Origin of the sequence: Frankia sp. ACN1ag, from assembly GCF_001414035.1 — a bacterium.
In the GTDB taxonomy this organism is placed as follows: Bacteria; Actinomycetota; Actinomycetes; order Frankiales; family Frankiaceae; genus Frankia; species Frankia torreyi.
This window is the reverse complement of sequence record NZ_LJPA01000026.1, coordinates 26,552-44,292: the sequence shown is the minus strand read 5'-3', so window position 1 is coordinate 44,292 and position 17,741 is coordinate 26,552. Positions and strand designations below refer to the sequence as shown.

14 protein-coding genes and 5 pseudogenes are annotated in these 17,741 nt (G+C 73.6%); 3 read left to right on the top strand and 16 right to left on the bottom strand.

Going from position 1 to position 17,741, the window contains the following annotated elements; genetic code table 11:
• Positions 1–104: 104 nt before the first annotated feature.
• From UK82_RS33735 to UK82_RS21650, 4 genes are all read right to left on the bottom strand, one after another.
• Positions 105–884, bottom strand: coding sequence for a hypothetical protein (locus UK82_RS33735; protein WP_161849150.1), 780 nt, complete (start codon positions 882–884; stop codon positions 105–107).
• The gene (locus UK82_RS21660) at positions 881–2,095 is read right to left on the bottom strand and encodes an ArsA family ATPase (protein ID WP_055408979.1); all 1,215 of its coding nucleotides are present in this window, start codon (positions 2,093–2,095) and stop codon (positions 881–883) included. The genes UK82_RS33735 and UK82_RS21660 overlap by 4 nt, the downstream gene beginning before the upstream one ends.
• A 6-nt stretch (positions 2,096–2,101) precedes the next feature.
• Positions 2,102–2,536: an SRPBCC family protein gene (locus UK82_RS21655; RefSeq protein ID WP_009742916.1), complete on the bottom strand. Its 435-nt coding sequence runs from the start codon at positions 2,534–2,536 to the stop codon at positions 2,102–2,104.
• A gap of 153 nt (positions 2,537–2,689) precedes the next feature.
• Positions 2,690–3,457 carry a metallophosphoesterase gene (locus UK82_RS21650; protein WP_044887251.1) on the bottom strand — a complete coding sequence of 256 codons (768 nt, stop codon included), beginning with the start codon at positions 3,455–3,457 and terminating at the stop codon, positions 2,690–2,692.
• Positions 3,458–3,757: 300 nt separating this feature from the next.
• On the opposite strand from UK82_RS21650, the gene UK82_RS21645 reads away from it, so the two are divergent.
• Complete coding sequence (locus UK82_RS21645) at positions 3,758–5,563, top strand: long-chain fatty acid--CoA ligase (RefSeq protein ID WP_055408977.1); 1,806 nt, start codon at positions 3,758–3,760, stop codon at positions 5,561–5,563.
• Between the two features lie 43 nt (positions 5,564–5,606).
• Here the strand turns inward: UK82_RS21645 and UK82_RS21640 are convergent, their stop codons facing one another.
• The 3 genes from UK82_RS21640 to UK82_RS21630 all read right to left on the bottom strand — a co-directional run bounded on the left by UK82_RS21640 (position 5,607) and on the right by UK82_RS21630 (position 8,840).
• The gene (locus tag UK82_RS21640) at positions 5,607–6,743 is read right to left on the bottom strand and encodes a glycosyltransferase family 4 protein (RefSeq protein WP_044887253.1); all 1,137 of its coding nucleotides are present in this window, start codon (positions 6,741–6,743) and stop codon (positions 5,607–5,609) included.
• A 164-nt stretch (positions 6,744–6,907) separates the two neighbouring features.
• The gene (locus tag UK82_RS21635) at positions 6,908–7,153 is read right to left on the bottom strand and encodes a hypothetical protein (protein ID WP_044887254.1); all 246 of its coding nucleotides are present in this window, start codon (positions 7,151–7,153) and stop codon (positions 6,908–6,910) included.
• Between the two features lie 376 nt (positions 7,154–7,529).
• A complete protein-coding gene (locus UK82_RS21630) occupies positions 7,530–8,840 on the bottom strand; it encodes an NYN domain-containing protein (RefSeq protein ID WP_044887255.1) in 1,311 nt (436 codons plus the stop codon).
• A 492-nt stretch (positions 8,841–9,332) separates the two neighbouring features.
• Between UK82_RS21630 and UK82_RS21625 the strand changes: the two genes are divergently transcribed.
• Positions 9,333–10,730: a DUF4352 domain-containing protein gene (locus UK82_RS21625; protein ID WP_044887256.1), complete on the top strand. Its 1,398-nt coding sequence runs from the start codon at positions 9,333–9,335 to the stop codon at positions 10,728–10,730.
• A gap of 80 nt (positions 10,731–10,810) precedes the next feature.
• Here UK82_RS21625 and UK82_RS21620 read toward each other — a convergent pair whose 3' ends face one another.
• Positions 10,811–11,206, bottom strand: a complete 396-nt coding sequence (locus tag UK82_RS21620; protein ID WP_044887257.1) for an HIT family protein — start codon at positions 11,204–11,206, stop codon at positions 10,811–10,813.
• Positions 11,207–11,267: 61 nt separating this feature from the next.
• A complete protein-coding gene (locus UK82_RS21615; RefSeq protein ID WP_044887258.1) occupies positions 11,268–11,681 on the bottom strand; it encodes a VOC family protein in 414 nt (137 codons plus the stop codon).
• 337 nt (positions 11,682–12,018) lie between these two features.
• Here UK82_RS21615 and UK82_RS21610 point away from each other — a divergent pair, with 337 nt between their 5' ends.
• Complete coding sequence (locus tag UK82_RS21610; RefSeq protein ID WP_044887271.1) at positions 12,019–13,779, top strand: DEDD exonuclease domain-containing protein; 1,761 nt, start codon at positions 12,019–12,021, stop codon at positions 13,777–13,779.
• A gap of 111 nt (positions 13,780–13,890) precedes the next feature.
• On the opposite strand, the pseudogene UK82_RS39295 reads toward UK82_RS21610, so the two are convergent.
• From UK82_RS39295 to UK82_RS39270, 7 genes and pseudogenes are all read right to left on the bottom strand, one after another.
• Positions 13,891–14,743 (bottom strand): annotated as a pseudogene (locus UK82_RS39295) (cytochrome b); the annotation flags it as partial.
• Between the two features lies 1 nt (position 14,744).
• A pseudogene (locus tag UK82_RS39290) lies at positions 14,745–15,138 on the bottom strand (cytochrome b N-terminal domain-containing protein); the annotation flags it as partial.
• 1 nt (position 15,139) lies between these two features.
• Positions 15,140–15,498 (bottom strand): annotated as a pseudogene (locus tag UK82_RS39285) (cytochrome b); the annotation flags it as partial.
• The gene (locus tag UK82_RS21600) at positions 15,495–16,829 is read right to left on the bottom strand and encodes a ubiquinol-cytochrome c reductase iron-sulfur subunit (RefSeq protein ID WP_044887260.1); all 1,335 of its coding nucleotides are present in this window, start codon (positions 16,827–16,829) and stop codon (positions 15,495–15,497) included. The pseudogene UK82_RS39285 and the gene UK82_RS21600, both read right to left, overlap by 4 nt.
• Positions 16,826–16,965, bottom strand: a pseudogene (locus UK82_RS39280) (cytochrome C); the annotation flags it as partial. The pseudogene UK82_RS39280 and the gene UK82_RS21600, both read right to left, overlap by 4 nt.
• A 1-nt stretch (position 16,966) precedes the next feature.
• A pseudogene (locus tag UK82_RS39275) lies at positions 16,967–17,233 on the bottom strand (c-type cytochrome); the annotation flags it as partial.
• Position 17,234: 1 nt separating this feature from the next.
• Positions 17,235–17,740, bottom strand: a 506-nt coding sequence (locus UK82_RS39270) for a cytochrome c (protein WP_236706257.1), incomplete at its 3' end; no start/stop codon positions are given.
• Position 17,741: the final 1 nt, after the last annotated feature.

Genomic DNA, 17,741 nt, shown 5'->3' with positions numbered 1-17,741 from the left:
GCTGAGCGGGGCGTCCGAGCCCGTGGGACGGGCTGAGGAGGTGTCCGGGGTGCCGGGACGATCCGAGTTACCGGGACGATCCGAGCTGCCGGAAACAATGGTGCTCACGTGACATCGATCCTCTGGACGCGTGGTCTGGGCGCTGGGGCGGAACGGGTGCCCGCGGCGGCCCCCGGCCGCGGGTTCTGGTGGGTTGTGCGCCCCGCGCCCGGGGACGCGGGGGCGGCGGTCTCGTCGCGGGCGTCACCGGCGCGAGCTGTACGGGCGTGAGCTGTGCCGGGGCGAGCGCCGCCGGAGTAGGCGCTGCCGGAGTAGGCCTCGAGGGCCACGCGGAAGGCCGCCGCCAGTGATTCCGCGGCGGTCAGCAGGTGGCGGACCACCTCGGGCCGATCCCCGGCGAACATCGCCAGCAGTCGGCACAGCGGGCACGACGTGCAGGGCCGCCCGTGGCCCGCGCAGACCGCACCGCCGGCCGCACCGGCCGGACCGGCCGGAACACCGGCGTCGGCCGGCGCGCCCGCGTCGGCCCCGCCACCACCGGCCCTGCCACCGCCGGCCCTGCCACCACCCGCCCCGGCACCACCGACGCCGAGCCCGCCGGCCGCGGCCCCGACACCACCGGCGACGTCGGCAACGGCTTCCCATAGGCGGCCACCCGACTCGGTGCCGGCCAGGCCCCGCAGGGCATCGACGAGCAGGGCCGCCTCGACCGCGAGCGGGCCGGGCGGCGGTGGCCGCTCCGCCGAGCGCGTACCGGCATCGCCGCTCTGACCAGGACCGCCGCTCAGGCCGGCGGCGCCACGCGGGGTGGAACCGCTGCTGGGGGTGGAACCGCTGCTGGGGGTGGGACCGTCGGGGGGCGGGTCGGCCGGGACGGACGTCATGCCCGCACCCACTGGTCAGGATCGGGCACGAACGAGACCACCAGCCGATCGCCGCGCAGCCGGGCGGCGCTGACGTCGCAGCGGCGCAGCGCCGCGGGCAGCGGGACCGCCCGGCGGAACGCCCCGACGGTGATGATCAGATCGTCACCCAGCCGGGCCAGGTCGATCTGGGAGCCGTCGACGAACGGAAGCCCGAACGACAGCGCGTACCCGTCGTCGGTGCGCTCGACCCGCGGCTGCTCGCCGGCCCCGGTCGGCGAGGCACCGAGGACGCCCGCCGGGTCGAGCTCGCCGTAGGTCGCCGCGCCGAAGGCCGCGAGCTCCTCCAGGCCGACCGGCTCGCCGGCCCGGTAGGCCACCGGGAGGATCGGGGTCGGCGCGAACGCCCCGGTGATCTCGGCGAGCGCCTCGCGGTGGGCGGCGGCCCAGCCGGCCCGCCAGGCGTCCGCCCCGGCCGGCGAGAAGATCCGGTTGACGACCACGCCGTCGAGGGTGAAGCCGTGCAGCGACAGCGCGGTGAGACTGCTGCGCGCCGCGGCCAGCGCCCCGCTCTCCGGGGTGAGCACCAGCCGGATGCTGGTGGCCGCGTGATCGGTGAGGATCGCCCGCAGGTCCACGGCGGCGCGGTGCACGCGGGAGACGGTGTCGTAGGCGGGTGCGGCGAGGTTTCCCCACCGGCCGCCGAACGCGCCCGCCCACCCGAAGCCGGGCCGCAGCCAGCGGGCGAACGCGCCGTCGGGCGGCAGCAGCCGCCGGCAGTACCACGACAGCGTCTCCGGGAAGGCGAGCAGCCGCAGCAGACCGGCGACCGGGCCACCGTCGACGATGACGACGTCGTGGTCGGCGCTGGCCAGCCCGTCACGCAGCTCGAGCAGGGTCAGCGTCTCGATGGCACCCGGCAGGAAGGCCAGCTCCTCGAGCTCGACCGGATCGACGTCGAAGGACGGCCAGGTGCCGGCCAGCACCTCGCGCACGGCCGGCCAGCGCGTGCCGACGGCGCGGCGCAGGTCGACCTGCTGGCCGGTCAGCCCGGGTTCGAGGTCGGTCGGGTCGGCGCCGACGGGGTGGTCAAGCGCGCCGGCGAGCCCGGCCGCCGGGTCGACGGACAGGACCAGGGTGCGATGACCCCGTTGCGCGGCAAGGATCGCGGTCGCCGCCGCCACCGTCGTGGTGCCGGCGCCGCCCTTCCCGGTGAAGAGCACACACCGCACGTGCGCTCAGCTCTCGACGTGCTTCTTGAGGTCCTTGAGAGCGGCATCCACGATGCCGCTCTGTACTTTCCGCCGGAGCAGTCCCGGAATTTTGATCTTGGTTTCGGCGGTGAGGTCGTAGGTGACCTCGGTGGTACCGTCACCGAGGTCGCGCAGGGTGTAGCTGCCGTCCTGCGACGACATCGCCTGCCCCTCGACCATGGACCAGGTGACCTGGACGTCGTCGGACCAGACGTACTCGTTGACGAACTCGTCCTTGACGACGACGGCGTTGATCCGGAAGCGGGCGCGCCGGGGCCGGCCGTCCGGGCCGACGTCGAGCACCTCGGCCTCCTCGATCTGGCCGACCCAGGTCGGGTACGCGGGGATGTCGGCGATCGCCCCCATCACCGCGGCGGGCCTGGCATTGATGACGATGGTCGATCGGGCGTGGTCCGCCATGGAGAGCAGCACCTCCACATTTGTCAAGCACGTCTGAAGGAGCACGGCGTCGCCGGCCCACCGGCAACCCGGATCTCTCCGGGATCCCGGATCATTCCCCGACCGATCGCCTGAGGCTACCGGAACCTGGGCCACATCTCGCAGAGCGGCTGGCTACCACTCGAGGACGAACGGGGTACCTCGGGCGTTGAAATGACCGACGTTCACGCAACGCGTTCCGTCGATCTCCAGGCTGGCGGTGAGGGGCTGATGAACGTGCCCGAAGAGCACGTAGCGCGGCCGGGTGGCGTGAATCGCCTCGAGGATCGCGACGCTGCCCCGCTCGAAGCGCCGAGCCTGGACGTCATAGACCAGCTCCGGCAGATGCGGAGGAATGTGGCAGCACAGAACGTCCACCTCGCCGACGGCGGCCACCTTCGCGGCGTAGACGTCGTCGTCGATCTCGTACGGCGTGTGCATCGGCGTCCGCAGCCCGCCGCCGACGAAGCCGAACCGCCAGCCGCCGATCGTTGTGGTCTGCCCGTCCAACAGGGTGATGCCGTCGCGCAGGTAGTCGGGGTAGAGGTGGGGCAGGTCGACGTTGCCGAACGTCAGGTAGGTCGGGGTGGGGAAGGCGGCGAACAGCCGCTCGTACTGCCGGCGGATCGCGGCCTCGACGATCTCGGCTCGGTCGCCGTCGAGACGTGCCCACAGCGAGCGCGACCACTCCCGTGCCTCGTCGAAGCGCTGCGCGGTGCGCAGCTCCACCATGCGGCCGACGGCCTCGGCGCCGAACAGATCACCCATGATCCCCCGGCTGTGATCGCGATAGTCGATGAACAGGATGAGGTCACCGAGGCAGATGAAGACGTCGGCCCCCTCGGCGGCGGCGGGCAGCGCGTCCGCCCGTCCGTGCACGTCGCTCACCACGTGGACCCGCATACCAGGAAGCTTAGGCGGCGGCGAGGGACATCCGGCCCGGTCCGGACAGGTCGGTCGACCGGCACCGTGGTGCCGTGCGACACCCGGGCCGTGGGCGGGCGGCGCCCCGTCGCGAGCAGCCACCATCCGTATGCGGACGGGTCGCGCCCCGCCCATCGTCGTCCGCACAGTCGCCAGCATCCGGCCCGCCCGCTAACGTCTGGTGCCCTGAACGGTCATCCGCCGTTCGGCGGCCTCGTCATCCGGCGGGCGCCCGAGGGCATCCGGTAGGACGCACGAGAGCACCTGGTAGGAGTAGCAGTGCGGGAGTACACCTCTGCGCCCCTGGTCACCATCGAGGACAATGCGACGCTGACGGACGCCGTGTTCCGGCACGCCGCCGCCCATCCGGACAAAATTCTCATTCGCCACAAGGTCGCCGAAGAGTTTGTCGGGATGACGACCCGCGAGTTCCACGACCACGTGGTGGCCACCGCCCGGGGACTCATCGCGCGCGGGGTGGAAACCGGCGGCCGGGTGGGGATCCTCAGCCACACCCGCTTCGAGTGGACCGTGGTCGACTACGCCGCCTGGGCGGCCGGCGCCGTCTGCGTGCCCATCTACGAGACGTCCAGCCCGAGCCAGATCGAATGGATCCTCCGGGATGCGGGGATCGAACTGCTCGTCGTCGAGAACGCCGAGCTCGCCGCGCGGGTCGAGCAGGTCCGCGGCGAGGCGCCGGCCCTGCGCGACGTGCTCGTCCTCTCCGACGGCGCGCTGGCCACCCTCGCCGCCGACGGCGCCGGCGTCGACGAGGACCGGCTGGCCGCGGCGCGCGCGCCCCTCGGTGCCGACAGTCTCGCGACGATCATCTACACCTCCGGCACCACGGCGCAGCCGAAGGGCTGCGAGATCACCCACCGGGCGTTGCTGTTCACCGCCGAGTCGTCCATCGCCATGCTGCCGGAGGTGTTCGCGCCGGGCTGCTCCACGCTGCTGTTCCTGCCGCTGGCCCACGTGTTCGCCCGGATGCTGCAGGTGGGCCTGGTGCAGGGGGCCTTCGAGCTCGCCTACACCCCGGACTCGCGCACCCTGCTGCCGGACCTGGCCAAGGTGCGGCCCAGCTTCCTGCTCGCCGTTCCCCGGGTCTTCGAGAAGGTGCACGCCGGCGCGCGGCTCAAGGCGCACAACGAGGGCAAGGGCCGCATCTTCGACGCGGCCGAGAACACCGCCGTGGCCTACAGCGAGGCCCTCGACCGCGGTGGCCCCGGGCTGCTGCTGCGGCTGCGGCACCGGCTGTTCGCCGCGCTGGTGTACGGCAAGCTGCAGGCGGCGCTGGGGGGGCGGGCCCGGTACGCGATCAGCGGCGGGGCACCGCTGGGCCCACGGCTCGGCCATTTCTTCCGCGGCATCGGCTTCACCGTGGTGGAGGGCTACGGCCTGACGGAGACCTCGGCGCCGGCGGCGGCGAACCGCCCGCACTCGGTGCGGATGGGCACCGTCGGGCAGCCCCTTCCGGGGGTGACGATCCGGATCGCCGACGACGGGGAGATCCTCATCCGGGGCGACCTGTTGTTCCGCGCTTACCACCACAACGAGACCGCGACGAAGGAGGCTCTCGACGCCGAGGGCTTCCTGCACACGGGCGACCTCGGCTCACTCGACGACGAGGGCTACCTGCGGATCACCGGCCGGAAGAAGGAACTGCTGGTGACCGCCGGCGGTAAGAACGTCGCGCCGGCCCCGCTGGAGCACGTGATCCAGTCCCACCCACTGATCAGCCAGGCGATGCTCATCGGCGACCAGCGCCCGTTCATCGCCGCGCTGGTCACCATCGACCCGGAGGGGTTCGAGCACTGGCGCGACGGCGCCGGAAAGCCGGCCGAGGCGAGCGTCGCGGACCTCGTCGACGACGTCGACCTGCGCGCCGAGGTGCAGCAGGCGATCGACGCGGCGAACGCGACGGTGTCGCAGGCCGAGGGCATCAAGAAGTTCGTGATCCTGCCGCGGGACTTCACCGTCGAGACCGGAGAGCTGACCCCGAGCCTGAAGGTCCGCCGCTCGCTGGTGATGGACCGCTTCGGCAGCTCCGTCGAGGACCTCTACGCCGGCGCGCGCCGCCCCTGAGGCACCGGGCGGCTACTGAGGCCACCGGGCCGGCCCCGGGTTGTCAGGCCGGGCCGGGTTGGCCGCCGAGCAGCGAGCGCAGCTCGGCGGCGAGCACGTCCCAGCGCCAGCGCTGCTCGACCCACGCCCGCCCGGCGGCGCCCATCGACGCGGCCCGGTCCGGGTCGGCGAGCAGGTCCCCGACGGCTCGCTCCACCGCGCCGAGGTCGGTCCCGTCGACGACGAAACCGGTGCGCTGGTCGAGCACCGCGTCAGGGGCGCCACCGCTGTTCCCGGCTACCACCGGCAGACCGGTGGCCGATGCCTCCAGGTAGACGATCCCGAGCCCCTCCACCTCCAGCCCCCCGAGCCGGGACCGGCACGGCATCGCGAACACGTCGCCGGCCGCGTAGTGCGCGGGCAGCTCCTCCCACGGCACCGAACCGGTGAACGTGACGTGCTCGGCCACGCCGCTGTCCCGGGCAAGCCGTTCGAGGTCCGCGCGGTGCGGACCGCCACCGACGACGAGCAGCGCCGCCTCCGGCACCCGGCGCCGCAGCGCCGGCAGGGCACGCACGAGCATGTCCTGCCCCTTGCGGGCGACAAGCCGGCTCACGCACACCACCACCCGCCGTCCGGACAGCCCGTATCGGCGGCGGGTCTCCTCCCGCCCGGCGCCCGGGCCGAACAGCGTCGCGTCGACACCGCTGGGCAGGCGGGCGAGCGCCGGGTGGGCGCCGAGCGCGGGCCCGATCCTCGTCCGGGTGTAGTCGGTGAGGTAGGTGACGACGTCCGCGGTCGCGCCGATGCGGCGCAGCAACTGGCGCGCGGCCGGCAGCGCCGCCCAGCCGACCTCGTGCCCGTGGGTGCTCGCCACGACGCGGCGCACCGCCGTGTCCCGGCGCAGCCGTGAGCCCAACAACGCGAGCGGGGCGGCCGCGCCGAACCACACCGTGTCGCAGCCCTCCGCCCGGGCGATCTGGCGAGCCCGCCGCAGGACGTCCGGAGTCGGCAGCATGAGCGAGGTCCGGTGGCGCACGACCGGGAAACCCTGCGCGGCGTCGAACGCCGCGGCGCCCTCCCACGACGGGGCGTAGACGACGATCTCGCCGGCCGGCAGCCGGGCCGCGAAGTTGTGCACGTAGGCCTGGATGCCGCCCGGACGCGGCGGAAAGTCGTTGGTGACGGCCAGAACGCGCATCCGCCCATGCTCTCCCACGCCGACCGGCGGTCACCGCCCGGCTGGCGCCCCGCACCCGCCCGCGCAGCAGCGGGGCGAGGAGCAGCAGGGCGAGGAGCAGCGCCAGGCCGAGCCGCCGCGCGGCGCGGGGCCCCGCCAGGCCGCGACTCGACACGGCGGGCTGCTCAGCCGGCACGGCGCGGCGGACGGGCCGCACCGTGCGCGGCGGCACCGCGGGGCACCCGGTCGAGCACCGAACCGGCCAGCTCCTCCAGCGGCGGCAGCAGTCCCGCGGCCGCCAGCACAGCAAGCGCGCGGCGCTCCTGCACATCCCACGCCATGCCCCCGTCCGCCTCCCCGAACATGGCGGTGATCACACAGTCCGCGCACCGGGGGCCGCGGCCGGTGCAGGAATCGCAGTCGATCAGCATGGCACTCACCTTCCCGAGGTCCGGCCGGTGGCGGCACAACCCGCGCACCGATGTCCCGACGTGACCGACGGTAGGACCCGGGTCCGACAATTTTCGGCGGCCGGCTGGTCAGCGTGCGGCGCCTATGCCACGGACGGCTGGACGGCGGTCCGGTTCACGCCCGGGTGCCCGGACGCCTCATCCTTCGAAAAGGCAGGAGCCTGGTGGCGGTTGCGCGCCCACACACCGGCATCAACCTCCGGCGCCTCCGCCACCCGCCTGCCCGCCTGCCCGCCTGCCCACCTGCCCACCTGCCCACCTGCCCACAGGAGGATGCGACGCTCGGCGATGCCGGAAACTCGAGTGGCGAGCGGCCGAGATCCGTCGACCTACCCGTCTAACGGTCGAGCCGCGCCAGCAGGGCCGCCGACGGCACCGCCCGGGCGCCGGCCGCGGCGCTGTTCTCCGCCACCTCCCGGTCGGAGGTGACGACGAAGACCGGCCGGCCCTGGGGCTCCATCCGGACCAGCCGGACGATCTCCTCGTCGGCGAGCTGGCCGGGACGGCTGAACAGCACCCGAACCCCCCGGGGCATCGTGACGCCGACCGGGCGGGCGACGACCGCGGTCGCGTCGAAGACAACCGTGACCTCGCTGTCCGGGTTGCGCCCGGCGAGCGCGCCGAGCCCGGACAGCAACCGTTCCCGCTGCGCCTGCAGGGTGAGCCGGCCGTAGCCGCGCTTGGTCACGTTGTACCCGTCGATGATCAGATGCACGCCGGGCACGGCGAGCACCTCGTCGATGAGGGTCGGATCGTCGTCGGGCCGCCCCCGGGCCCCGACGAACGCCTGCGGCGCGCTGCTCGGCCCGTCGCCGCCGCGGGCGAGCAGGTCCGCCGGCCGGGCGACCATCGTCGGCAGGTCGAGCTCGCGGCGCACGCCGTGGGCCGAGGCGATGAGCGTGTCGAGCAGGACGCGCATGCGGGCGTCGTCCACGCTGCGGGAGTCGCGAGAGTCCCGGCGCGCGGCGGCCAGGGCGCTCTCCAGTTCGGCGACCCGGCCACGCAGCCGGCGCACCTCGACCTCGGCGTCACGACCGGCGGCGAGTGCCGCGTCGCGCGCCGTCTCGGCCGCGACCACCGACTCCCGCGCGGCCTGCTCGGCCCGGCGGATCTGCTCCGAGGACGCCCGCAGCCGCCGCCGGGTCTCCTCCGCCTCGGCGCGGGCCGCCGCGAGGCGCTCGCGCAACTGCCCCAGCTCACCGGCGGCGCTGCGCTGGTTCGCGGCGAGCTGCTCGGTGAGCCGGCGGATCGTCCGTTCGGCCTCGTCGGCCCGACCGCGGACCTCCGCCTCCGCGGCCGAGGCCGAGGCCAGCTCGACCAGCTCGGGCCAGTGCGGGACGCGCAGCAGGTAGGCCACCGCGGCGACCTTCTCCGGCGGGGCGGCCGGCGGGAGCCCACCGGCGGAATCGGCGGCCTCGGCCAGCTCCGGCTGGTGCCGGCGGATCCATTCGGCGACGCGGCCACGGAACACCTCGTTGTCGACGGCGGCGGCCAGCGGGATCGCGCCCGCCTTCGCCCGCCGGGACGCCTTGAACCGGCGCACCGCGACGAGCGACGGCGGCACGTCGGACTCGGGCAGATCGGCGAGTGTCTGCGCGGCGAGCTCGATGACGTACTCCCGCACGGGCGCGGGCAGCGGGCCCGTCACCGCCTGCTCCCAGCAGGGGCGGCCACCACGGACACGGTCCGGACGGATGGCGTCGAGGACACGACCGACGTAGCACCGACCATCCCGGCGGCAGGCCGGTGAGAGAAGTCATCCGGCGCGGTCGGAGCACCGACCAGGGCGGCCCGAGGTCCGAACGCGGGCAACGCGGGTCCTGGCCGCGCGCGGAATTGTCCGTCAGCGTCCGGATGACGCGGGAAAGCGGGCGGGCCGCCTCTCCGACGGCTTCTCCGACCGGCCAGACAGCAAGGCACGTAGGGACTCCGGAGCCGACGGGAAGAACGATGAAGGTACAGCCTATCGAGAGAGCTCAGAGGGCTCACACGGACCACCGGTGTGGGATCTAGGACCGGTGGGCCGCGCCGGGGCGGGCATTGTCTCACGGGAAAGCCGGCTTATGTAGCCTCGCGTGGTGCGTTCCCCAGCGTGCGATTTTTTCCAAACGCGGCCCTGGCTGCGCCGGAGAGGACCATCGTGACCGACCAGAACCCCCCTCACCAGCCCCCCGGCGGTGACGGGAGCCAGGAGACGTGGAAGCAGCCGAGCAATCCCTGGCACCAGCCCGCAGAGACGCCGAGCGGCGGCGCGGCGTCCAGCCCGTCCGGCTCGTCCGGCCCGTCCAGCCCATCCGGCCCGTCCAGCCCATCCGGCTCGACTCCCCCGCCGGCCCCGTCCTGGGGCACCGCCCCGGACCAGTCCGACGAGCAGACCCGGCTCGCCTGGTCCGCCGACACCCCCGCCATGCCGCGCGGGACCTCCCCGAGCGGGCCGCAGGCCCCCGGGCCCGCCACCGCCGGGCAGCCGTGGGCGACGGGACAGCGCCCCGGCGGGGAGCAGTCCTGGCCACCGCCGCAGCAGCCCGGCGGCGGCTCCGCAGGCTGGGGGCATTCCGGCGCGGGGCAGGCCGGCGTCGAGCAACCAGGCTGGGGGCAGCCCGGGAGCGGCCAGCAGGCACCCGACCACCACCAGGGCTGGGGGCAACCCGGTGGGGGGCAGCCGGGCGCGGACCAGCAGGGCTGGGGACAGCCGGGCGGCTGGCCGCAGGGCGGCTACCCGCCCGGTGGCACCGGCGCCTACCAGGGCGGCCCGGCCTACCAGGGGCCGGGAGGCTACCCGGGCGCGCAGGGCCCCTACCAGCAGAACCCGCCCGGTGGCTGGCAGCAGGGCGGTACCTGGCAGCAGGGCGGCGGCTGGCAGCAGGGTGCCCCGCCCCCTGCGCCGCAGCGGCGCCGCAACCCGCTGTTCGTGATCGTGCCGCTCGCCGTCGTCGCCGCGATCGTCGTCGGGGTGGTGATCGCGCTCGCGGTGGGGGGCGACGACTCGAACGACATCGCCGCGCCGGTACCGGCACCGTCGTTGAGCGCACCCGGGCTGTCGGCGCCGACGCCGCCCGTGCCGAGCGCCACCGCGACCGGCCCGATCGGCGTCTCGAACTGCGTCGCGGTCACCCCGCAGGGGGCGCCGGGGGCCGGCGCGGCGGCCATCGGCGGCTCGGGGACCGTCGTCGGCGAGGCGAACTCCTCCGTCAGCGACTTCGAGGCCCGGGTGACCCTCAACAGCGTCTGCTCGACCACCGGCAAGGTGACCGAGTACGGCGACCCGCCGACCCAGGGTGCCTACTACGTGCTCAACGTGACGGTCGAGGTGAGCCGCGGGGACACGTCTGCCTCCCCGTCGGACTTCTACATCCAGACCCCGGACGGGACGCGCTACGACGGCAGCTACGACAACGTGGAGCCGCGGCTGTCCGCGTCGACGGTGAAGGCCGGCCAGAAGGTGCGGGGCAACGTCGTCATCGACGCGCCGCCCGGGCACGGCCTGCTGCACTGGGAGCCGCTGTTCGCGGTCAGCCCGGCCACGTTCCAGCTCTGAGCCCGTCGCGGGCACACCGTCCGCCGCGGGCACACCGGGTGGGGTGGACCTTCGCCGGATCCACCCCACCCAGCCGCGCGTCAGCCGACGGCGGCGCGGATCCGCTCCGCTACGGCGTCGAGCTCGGCCGAGTCCGGGTCGTGGTCGGCGAGCGTGAAGTCGATCTGCGTCTCGTTCTCGATGGGCAGCAGGTGCACATGCACGTGGGGCACCTCCAGCCCGGCGACGAGCGCCGCCACCCGCCGGGGCCGGAACGCGGCGTCGATGGCCCGGCCGACCGTCGCGGCGGCGGTCCACAGCGCCGTCTGGACGTCGTCGGGCAGGTCGATCCAGTGGTCGATCTCGGCGCGCGGGACCACCAGCGTGTGGCCCGGCCGGATCGGCGCGATCGTCAGGAACGCCACTGTGTACTCATCGGAGTACACGATGCGCCCGGGAAGCTCGCCGTTGATGATCCGGGTGAAGACGCTCGGCATGGCTCACGACCCTATCGACCCGGTCATCAGCCCGCCGACGGGTCATCGCCACGACCGGCCATCAGACGAAGGGCCGGGCGAAGCCGGTCGGTCCGGCCGTCATCACCCGGAACTCGTTGCCCTCCGGATCGGACAGGATGTACCCGCGCTCCCCGTCGTCGTCGTACCGGGCGACCCGGCGGGCGCCGAGGGTCGACAACCAGCCGATGACCCGCTCGGCGTCGACCGCGTAGAGGTCGAGATGCAGCCGGCTGGGACCACCGCCACCGCGGGCTCCCGGCCGCAGCAACAGCTTCGGCCCCGCCCCGGCGGGATGACGCAGCAGTGCCGCGTCGTCGTCGCGCCGGTCCACCTCATAACCCAGCGCAGCGGACCAGAAGCGCACCATCACGTCCACGTTCGCGCAGTCCACTGCGACCCGCCCCACCCGAATGCCGTTCGTTTCAAACCACGCCACCTGCGCATGATTTCGCATTCCAGGCGGGTTGGCCTGCCGAGTGGCCGTCGCGTGTCTCCGGCGTGGCGCCACAAGGGCCGCGGGACAGCCCCGACGGGACCACAATGACGCCCGCAGCGGGACCCACCATGTCCCTGCCGACGCCTCCCCTGCCTCCCGTGCCCCGAGCCGGAACCCGACCCGTGGCAGAACTGTCGGCGGCGGGGCTTACCGTGACGCCGTGCGCCCGGACCCCACCCCCACCGACCGCTCCCCCACCGACCGTTCCGCCGCCGACGCCGGTCCCCTCGCCGACCTGGCGCGGGTGACCAGCCCGGCTGGCGAGTCCGCCCGGCCCCGCGCCGACCCCGCCGTCGTGGGCGTGGCCGGTGGCGTCTGCGCGCACCGGCAGGCCAGCCTCGACGAACTCGGCCGGCCGCTGTCCGATCTGACGTTCGTCGTGGTCGACCTGGAGACGACGGGGACCTCGGTGGCGACCGGTGAGATCACCGAGATCGGCGCGGTGCGGGTGCGCGGCGGCGAGGTGCTCGCGGAGATGTCCACCCTGGTCCGCCCGAGCGTGGGCATCCCGCCGATGGTCTCGGTGATCACCGGGATCACCGACGCCATGGTGGCGACGGCCCCCGCGGAGTCCGAGGTGGTGCCGACGTTCCTGGAGTTCGCCCGCGGCGCCGTGCTGGTCGCCCACAACGCCCCGTTCGACCTCGGCTTCCTGCGGGCGGCGGCGCAGCGCTGCGGCTACCCGCCGCCCACCTGGGAGCACCTCGACACCCTGCGCATCGCGCGGCGGCTGGTCAGCCGCGACGAGGCCCCCGACTGCCGGCTCGCCTCGCTGGCCCGACTGTTCCGCAGCTCGACCGAGCCCTGCCACCGCGCGCTGGCCGACGCCCGGGCCACGGTGGACGTGCTGCACGGGCTGTTCGAGCGGCTCGGCAACGCCGGCGTGCGCACGCTGGAGGAGCTGCACGAGTACAGCGCCCGGGTCTCCCCGGCCCAGCGGCGCAAGCGGCACCTCGCCGACGGGCTGCCCACCGGCCCGGGCGTCTACATCTTCCGGGACGCCGACGGGCGGGCCCTCTACGTCGGCACCTCGCGTTCGGTCCGGTCCCGGGTGCGCACCTACTTCACCGCGAGCGAGCCCCGCACCCGGATGGCCGAGATGGTGGCGCTGGCCGAACGGGTGGACGCCATCGGCTGCGCGCACGCCCTGGAGGCCGAGGTGCGGGAGCTGCGGCTGATCGCGGAGCACAAGCCGCCGTACAACCGCCGCTCCCGCTTCCCGGAGCGCACCGTCTACCTCAAGCTCACCGACGAGCCGTTCCCCCGGCTGTCCCGGGTGCGCGCCGCCCGGGACGAAGCGACCTATCTCGGTCCGTTCGCCAGCACCCGCAGCGCCGACGACGCCGCCGACGCGCTGCTCGCCGCGGTGCCGCTGCGCCAGTGCACCGGGCGGCTCTCCCCCCGCGCCCGCCGCCCCGCCTGCGCCCTGGCGGACCTGGGCAGGTGCGGGGCGCCCTGCGACGGCCGGGAGGACGTCGCCGCCTACGCCCGCCACGTCGCCGCCGCCCGGGCGGCCATCACGGGCGATCCGGGGCCGGTCATCGCGGCGTCGACCCGCCACATCGACCGCCTGGCCGACGATCGGCGCTACGAGGAGGCGGCCGTCCACCGCGACCGGATGGTGTCGTTCGTCCGCGCCGCGGCCCGCGGTCAGCGGCTGGCCGCGCTGACCGGCGTCCCGCAGCTCGTCGCGGCGGCGCCGACCGCGCAGGCCGGCTGGGACCTGGCCGTGGTCCGGCACGGCCGGTTGGTGTCCGCGGTGAGCGTGGCCCCCGGAATCGATCCGCGGCCCTGGGTCGACGCCGCGGTCGCGAGCGCCGAGACGGTGCAACCGCAGCCGGGCCCCGCGCCGTGCGCCTCCGTCGAGGAGACCGAGCGAATCGCCCGCTGGCTGGCCGGTTCCGGGGTGCGGCTCGTGCGCCTCGACGGCGAGTGGAGCTGGCCCGCGGCGGGCGCCATCCGCGACGCTCTGCGCTACGCCGACGTGCACCGCTCCCCCGACAGCCCGGAGCAGGCGGCCGGCCGGCGCGCCGAGGGCCAGCGCCCCCGCCGCTGAGCACCCCCGGCGGGCCGGGAGGCACGGCAAAGGCCGCGGGGCCGGCCCGCCGGTACGGCGGACCGGCCCCGCGGCCGGTGTCAGCTCAGCGCTGAAGGATCGGTGCCGGCGTCAGTGCTTGCCGCCGCCGACCGGTGCGCTCGGACCGCCCGGACCGGTCTCCTTCTCCTCGACGAAGAAGCCGCTCACGGCCTTGCCGGCGCGGCGGGCGAGGCCCTTGCCGTCCCCGTCCCCATGGCCGTTCGCCGACGGCAGTGCGAACCGGTCGTTCGTGACCAGCGGGTGGTCGGGTACCGGGGTCGGCTTCGGCCGGTGATCCTCCACGAACTCCCCGCTGGGGAGCTGGCGGATGATGCCGGTCTCGATCCCGTGGTGCTCGACCTCGGCGTCCTTCGCCTGCAGGGCGAGGCAGATCTTCTTGGTGACCGCGTACGCGATCGGCGGGACGATGATCAGACCGATGCGGCCGGCCCACGTCATCGCGTTCAGCGAGATGCTGAACGTCTTCGCGATGACGTCGTTACCACCCGAGATCCACAGGACCAGGTAGAAGCTGATCGACATCGCGCCGAGCGCGGTCCTGGTCGGCGCCTCCCGGGGCCGCTGGAGCAGGTTGTACGACTTGGTGTCGCCGGTGAACCTGGCTTCCAGGAACGGGTAGAGCGCCAGCAGCGTGAACAGGATGCCGGGCAGGACCGCCGTCGGCCAGAACACGGCCGGGACGGTATGGCCGAGGCCGCGGAACTCCCACGGTGGCATCAGTCGGGTCGAGCCGTCGAGGAAGCCGATGTACCAGTCGGGCTGGGACGCCGAGGAGACCTTCGACGGATCGTACGGACCGAACATCCAGATCGGGTTGATCTGCGCGAGGCCGCCGAGCAGGGCGAGCATCGCGAAGACCATCATGAAGAACCCGCCGGACTTCACCGCGAACACCGGGAACACCCGGTGGCCGACGACGTTGNGCTCGGTCTTGCCCGGACCGGGGAAGTCCGTGTGCTTCTGGTGCCACAGGATGCCCATGTGCGCGCCGATGAGGGCGAGCAGCACACCGGGCACCAGCAGAATATGGATCACGTAGAGCCGGGGCAGGAAGTTGTCGCCCGGAAACTCACCGTTGAACACCAGGAACGACGCCCACGTCCCGATGATCGGGATGGACTGGGCGATCGAGGCGGCGATCCGCAGACCGGTGCCGGAGAGCAGGTCGTCCGGCAGCGAGTAGCCGGCGAAGCCCTCGAGGATGGCGAGGATCAGCAAGCCGACCCCGATCAGCCAGTTGACCTCGCGCGGCTTGCGGTAGGCACCGGTGAAGAACACCCGGAACAGGTGGACGACGATCGACGCGACGAAGACCAGNGCGGCCCAGTGGTGGATCTGGCGGAACACCAGCCCGGCCCGGGTGTCGAAGCTGATGTCCAGCGTCGAGGCGTAGGCCCGGCTCATCTCCACACCCTTGAGCGGGACGTAGGAGCCGTTGTAGATGACCTCGGTGTTCGACGGGTCGAAGAACAGCGTGAGGTAGATGCCCGTGAGCAGCAGGACGATGAAGCTGTAGAGCGCGATCTCCCCGATCATGAACGACCAGTGGTCGGGGAAGACCTTGTTCAGGTTGCGCCGCAGCCCGGCCTGGGTGCCGAACCGCTCGTCGATGGCGCGGTTGGCCTTGCGGACCGGGGTCGGCCGCTTGACGAACTCCGGTGGGGATGCGGTTGTCATGAGCGCTCCCAGAAGGCGGCACCGACCGGCTCGTCGTAGTCACCGTTGCGGGCGTACAGGAATCCGTCGTCGTCCACGGCGATGGCCAACTGCGGCAGCGACCGGCTGGCCGGACCGAAGATCGCCCGGCAGCCGTCCAGCACGTCGAAGACCGACTGGTGGCAGGGGCAGAGCAGGTGGTGGGTCTGCTGCTCGTAGAGGCTCACCGGGCAGCCGGCGTGCGAGCAGATCTTGGAGTAGGCGACGTGACCGTCGACGGACCAGTTCTCCCGCCCCTTGCGCGGCCGGTCCACACCCGGTGGCAACCGGATGAGGATCGTGGTGCTGTCCGCCTTGGTGTGCACGTCGGTCTTCGGCTTGTAGGTCGTCGTGCCGTCCGACTCGGTCACCGGGATGGCCGGGAAGACGGTCTCGATGCCGCCGATGGAGATGTCGCCGAGCTTGACCAGGCGGCCGTCCTCGGTGACCAGGCGCGCGCCCTTCACCCAGGAGGTGTGGTCGAGCTTCTTGCCCGGCTTGGAGTTGGTCAGGTTGAGCAGCGGCACCACGATCAGTCCGCCGAGCACGGTGCCGGCGCCCAGCAGGGTGCGGCGCAGCAGCGGGAAGCGGGCGAGGCCGGTGTCGGCGAAGCCGGCGGTGATCTCCGCCTCGGTGACCGCGATCTCCTCCTTGGCGGAGGTGAACTCGTGGCGCTCCTGCACGGCCTGCTCGTGCGGCATCAGCCGCTTGGCCCACAGGATCATGCCGATGCCGAGGCCACCGACGGCCAGGCCGAGCGCCGAGCCGAGGCACGGCGTGTAGTACGCCTGGTGCTTGTCCCCGACGAAGTTCGTGATGACGAAGCCGACGGTGCCGACCACCGAGATCAGGAACCAGCAGGCGATCAGCCGCTCCGCTCGCCGCTCGGCGCGGCGGTCGACGTCCTCGGCGCGCGGCGGGCGGACGGTGACCCCGCCACCGCCGCCGGCGTGCGTGCCGTAGGTCGGCTGCGCCACCCCGGCGTCGCCGGTCCGCATCACCGTGGTCTCGGGATCGCGGGTGGAGTCCGTCTGGTGCGGCGGGGTGCCCAGGACCTCCGGGCCGTCGGAGGTGCCGGCCGGGACGTCCGGTCCACCGGCCGAGATCCCCGACCCCCCGACGGCGGCGCCCGACGTGTCGACGGGGTGCTTGGCCCGCTTGAAGATGCTGCTCATCGAATCCTGGTCCGACTTGTCTGCCGGCTCACCCTGGTAGCCCGCGTAGTGCACGCGTTCCTGGGCGGAGTCGCCCGGCTGGTCCCCTCCGCCCGAGCCCGCCGGTCCCGGCGTCCCCGGGCCCGTCTGGTCACTCATACCTTCTGCCTCGCTCCGATCCACAGGCACACGACGAGCAGGCCACCAATGCCTACCAGCATGGCCAGCAACCCTTCGGGCACCGGACCGTACTTACCGAGGCTGAAACCACCGGGGCTCTTGGTGTCGGTCAGGTNCTTGATGTAGGCCGCCACGGCGGCGGCGTCCTCGTCGTTGAGCTGACGGTCTCCGAAGACCGGCATGGACTCCGGCCCCGTGCGCATGGCCTCGACGATCTGCGTCGGGGTGGACTCGCTCAGCGAGGGCGCGAACTTACCGTAGGTCAGCGGAGCGCCCTGGGCGACGGCCTGGTGGCACTGCGCGCAGTTGGCGCGGTAGAGCTCGCCGCCATGGGCCAGGTCGGCGTCGCTGAGCTCCTTGTCAGTGACCTTGGGCACCTCTGGNCCGCCACCGAGGCTCGCGACGTACGCGGAGAGCTGGTCGATCTGCGTCGCCGAGTAGATCGGCGGCTTGCGGTCGGCCTGCGCGGCCGGGGCGGCCAGCGGCATGCGCCCGGTCGAGACCTGGAAGTCCACCGCGGCGGCGCCGACGCCGACGAGGCTGGGGCCGGTGTTCGAGCCCTGGGCGCCGAGGCCGTGGCAGGTCGAGCAGCCCTGCAGGTACAGGGCGCGACCCTGCCGGACGGCCTCGTTGGCGTCCGCCGTCTGCGCGGCGTTGCCGGTGGGAGCCAGCATCGTCCACAGCACCCCGGTGGCCAGCAGGCCGAACACGAGGACGAGGGCGGAGGATCTCCGGCGCCGGCGCGCGGACGGACCGCGCTTGCGCGCGGACGTATCGCGCTTGCGCGCGGACCGCTTCGTGGCGGCGACCGGCGTCGCGACCTCGCTCGGCGTGGAGTCCGACGAGGTTTCCGACGGCGTGTCCGACGGTGTGCCCGAGGTTTCAGTCATG

Bases quoted from the DNA above. Each gene is read 5' to 3' on its own strand.
- UK82_RS33735 (WP_161849150.1), bottom strand. From the start codon at position 884: ATGACGTCCGTCCCGGCCGACCCGCCCCCCGACGGTCCCACCCCCAGC.
- UK82_RS21655 (WP_009742916.1), bottom strand. From the start codon at position 2,536: ATGGCGGACCACGCCCGATCGACCATCGTCATCAATGCCAGGCCCGCC.
- UK82_RS21650 (WP_044887251.1), bottom strand. From the start codon at position 3,457: ATGCGGGTCCACGTGGTGAGCGACGTGCACGGACGGGCGGACGCGCTG.
- UK82_RS21640 (WP_044887253.1), bottom strand. From the start codon at position 6,743: ATGCGCGTTCTGGCCGTCACCAACGACTTTCCGCCGCGTCCGGGCGGC.
- UK82_RS21635 (WP_044887254.1), bottom strand. From the start codon at position 7,153: ATGCTGATCGACTGCGATTCCTGCACCGGCCGCGGCCCCCGGTGCGCG.
- UK82_RS21620 (WP_044887257.1), bottom strand. From the start codon at position 11,206: ATGCCGAGCGTCTTCACCCGGATCATCAACGGCGAGCTTCCCGGGCGC.
- UK82_RS21615 (WP_044887258.1), bottom strand. From the start codon at position 11,681: ATGCGAAATCATGCGCAGGTGGCGTGGTTTGAAACGAACGGCATTCGG.
- UK82_RS21600 (WP_044887260.1), bottom strand. From the start codon at position 16,829: ATGAGTGACCAGACGGGCCCGGGGACGCCGGGACCGGCGGGCTCGGGC.